At 76.0% G+C, this 2,408-nt stretch carries 3 protein-coding genes; 1 reads left to right on the top strand and 2 read right to left on the bottom strand.

Going from position 1 to position 2,408, the window contains the following annotated elements; genetic code table 11:
• Window positions 1-13: 13 nt before the first annotated feature.
• Both AOK22_RS36565 and AOK22_RS36560 read right to left on the bottom strand, forming a co-directional pair.
• A complete protein-coding gene (locus AOK22_RS36565) occupies window positions 14-958 on the bottom strand; it encodes a carbohydrate kinase family protein (RefSeq protein ID WP_079037065.1) in 945 nt (314 codons plus the stop codon).
• Window positions 955-1,860: a pseudouridine-5'-phosphate glycosidase gene (locus AOK22_RS36560; protein ID WP_055702974.1), complete on the bottom strand. Its 906-nt coding sequence runs from the start codon at window positions 1,858-1,860 to the stop codon at window positions 955-957. The genes AOK22_RS36565 and AOK22_RS36560 overlap by 4 nt, the downstream gene beginning before the upstream one ends.
• Before the next feature lie 142 nt (window positions 1,861-2,002).
• Between AOK22_RS36560 and AOK22_RS36555 the strand changes: the two genes are divergently transcribed.
• Window positions 2,003-2,368 (top strand): cupin domain-containing protein, encoded by a 366-nt coding sequence (locus AOK22_RS36555; RefSeq protein WP_055702973.1) that lies wholly within the window; start codon window positions 2,003-2,005, stop codon window positions 2,366-2,368.
• Window positions 2,369-2,408: the final 40 nt, after the last annotated feature.

Here is a 2,408-nt window from a genome sequence, read left to right as displayed (position 1 = left end):
CCCTCGCGCCCTGCTACCCCCGCAGCGCAGCCGACTCCTCGTCCTCCTCCGGAGGCCTGCCGCCCACCTGTTCCACGGCCAGGGCCCCCGCATGGCACCCCTCGGTCACCGCCTCGCGGAGCTCCGCACCGCCCAGCCGGGCGGCGAGGAACGCGCCGGTGAACGCGTCGCCGGCGCCCGTCGAGTCCCGTACGCGCGCGGGCACCGCGGCGGCGCGGCCCAGGAGTTCGCCGTCCCGTGCCACCAGCGCCCCCTCGGCGCCCGACGTGACCACCACCGCCGGGAAGCGGCGGCTCAGCTTCACCGCCGCGTCCGCCGGGTCGGGCAGCCCGGTGAGCAGTTCCGCCTCGCCCCGGCTCGGCAGCAGCGTCTCCGCCCCGTCGACCGCCGACAGGAACCGCTCCACGTCCGCCTCCGCGAGGAAACCCGCCGACGCGGGGTCCACGCTCACCGGCACGCCACGCGCGCGTGCCGCGGCCAGCGCCGCGCGGGCCGTCGCCCGGCCCGGCTCGGCGAAGAACAGATAGCCGGACAGATGCAGCCGCGCCACCCCGTCGAGCAGGTCGGGCGACCAGTCGACGGGGGAGAGCCGCAGCGAGGCGCCGTTGTCCGTGAGGAACGTCCGCTCGGCCGCGGCGGCCCCGTCCACCAGGCAGATCACCGTCCCCGTGGGTGCCGAGGGGTCGACGACGAGCCGGGGACGCACACCCGCGCGCGTGAGCGCCTCCTCGTGCCAGGCCGCCGCGTCGGCGCCGACCCGCCCCAGGAGCCGTACGTCGGGACAGCCCCAACGCGCCGCCCAGCAGGCCACGTTGGCACCCGCGCCGCCCGGCACCGTACGGATGGCCGCGGCCGTGTCCGTGCCCGGCACGAGCGCCGTGCGGTGCCGGGCGACGATGTCCGTGACGACGTCGCCGACCACCAGCAGCCCCCGCGGGCCCGCGCCCCGCTCCGTCATCGCCCGGCCCAGGCCGTGGCGACGCGCGCCGCGAGCCGGACGTTGCCCCGGACGGCCGCGAGGTTGGCCTCCAGGGACGCGCCGTCGGTGCGCCGCACCAACTCGTCGAGCAGGAACGGCGTGATCGCCTGCCCCGTGATGCCGCGCTCCTCGCACGCCTCCAGCGCGTCGGCCAGCACGCGCGCGTGGAGGGCGGGATCGAGCTGTTCGGCGTGCGGCACCGGATTCGCCAGGATCAGCGCCGCGTCGGAGCCGTCGAGCGCGTCCTGCGCCCGCATCACCTCCGCGACCTCCCCGGGCGTACGCAGCGTCCAGTCCACCGGGTGCCCGGAGTCGGCGAGATAGAAGCCGGGGAAACGGTCCGTCCCGAACCCCGCCACGGGGACGCCCAGCGTCTCCAGGCGCTCCAGCGTCGCCGCCACGTCCAGGATCGACTTCACGCCCGCGCACACCAGCGTGATCCGCGTACGGGCCAGCAGCCCCAGGTCCGCCGACTCGTCCTGCGTCACCGTCCACTGCCGGTGCACCCCGCCGAGCCCGCCCGTGGCGAACACCCGCAGCCCCGCCCGCGCGGCGAGCAGCGCCGTCGCCGACACCGTCGTCGCCCCGCTCGCGCCCGCCGCCACGGCGAGCGGCAGATCGCGGTGGCCCAGCTTGCGGACGCCGTCGTCGTGCGCGACCCGCCCCAACTGGTCCTTCTCCAGGCCGACATGGGGGCGCCCGTCGAGGACGGCGATCGTCGCGGGGACGGCGCCCTCCTCCCGTACGAGCGCCTCCAGTTCCTGTGCCACCTGGAGATTGCGCGGCCGCGGAAGGCCGTGCGCGATGATCGTGGACTCCAGGGCCACCACGGGGCGCCGCTCCGCGACAGCCGTCTGTACCTCGTCGGACACCACCAGCACGGGCCTGCCTCCTGCCTGTAGGGTCTCCCCTCATCCCTGGCGGGCGGCACGCCCCGTCAAACCCTTGCGGCGGCGACCGCGCGCCCGCCGAAGACGGACCCCGGCCCGGCGCCCGTCCGGCCCCCGGTTAGGGTGACCGGCCATGACCACGAATGATCAGGCTGTCGCGTCCTTCTCCGTGCACATTCCCGACGTCGAGCTGGAGGCCGAGCCGCTCGACCCGGAGCAGATCGTCTCCGGCGACCCGGTGGTGACCGGCAAGGTGCTGTGGGAGTCCGCCGACGGCAAGCAGCTGCGCGGCATCTGGCAGATCACGCCCGGCGTGGTCACCGACACGGAGGCCAACGAGCTGTTCGTGGTCGTCAGCGGCCGCGCCACCGTCGCGGTCGAGGGCGGCGACACCCTGGAGATCGGTCCGGGCGACGCCGCCGTGCTGCGCGAGGGCGACCGTACGACCTGGACCGTCCACGAGACGCTGCGCAAGGCGTACCACATCACGCTGCCCTGACCGCCCCCTCCGCCTGGCTCGCCGCCCCTCCGCCTGACTG

Source organism: Streptomyces silaceus (assembly GCF_001419745.1).
Taxonomy (GTDB): domain Bacteria; phylum Actinomycetota; class Actinomycetes; order Streptomycetales; family Streptomycetaceae; genus Streptomyces; species Streptomyces silaceus.
Note: the sequence above shows the minus strand (reverse complement) of the source record. Positions and strands in the feature narration are given on the sequence as shown.

Bases quoted from the DNA above. Each gene is read 5' to 3' on its own strand.
- AOK22_RS36565 (WP_079037065.1), bottom strand. From the start codon at position 958: ATGACGGAGCGGGGCGCGGGCCCGCGGGGGCTGCTGGTGGTCGGCGAC.
- AOK22_RS36555 (WP_055702973.1), top strand. From the start codon at position 2,003: ATGACCACGAATGATCAGGCTGTCGCGTCCTTCTCCGTGCACATTCCC.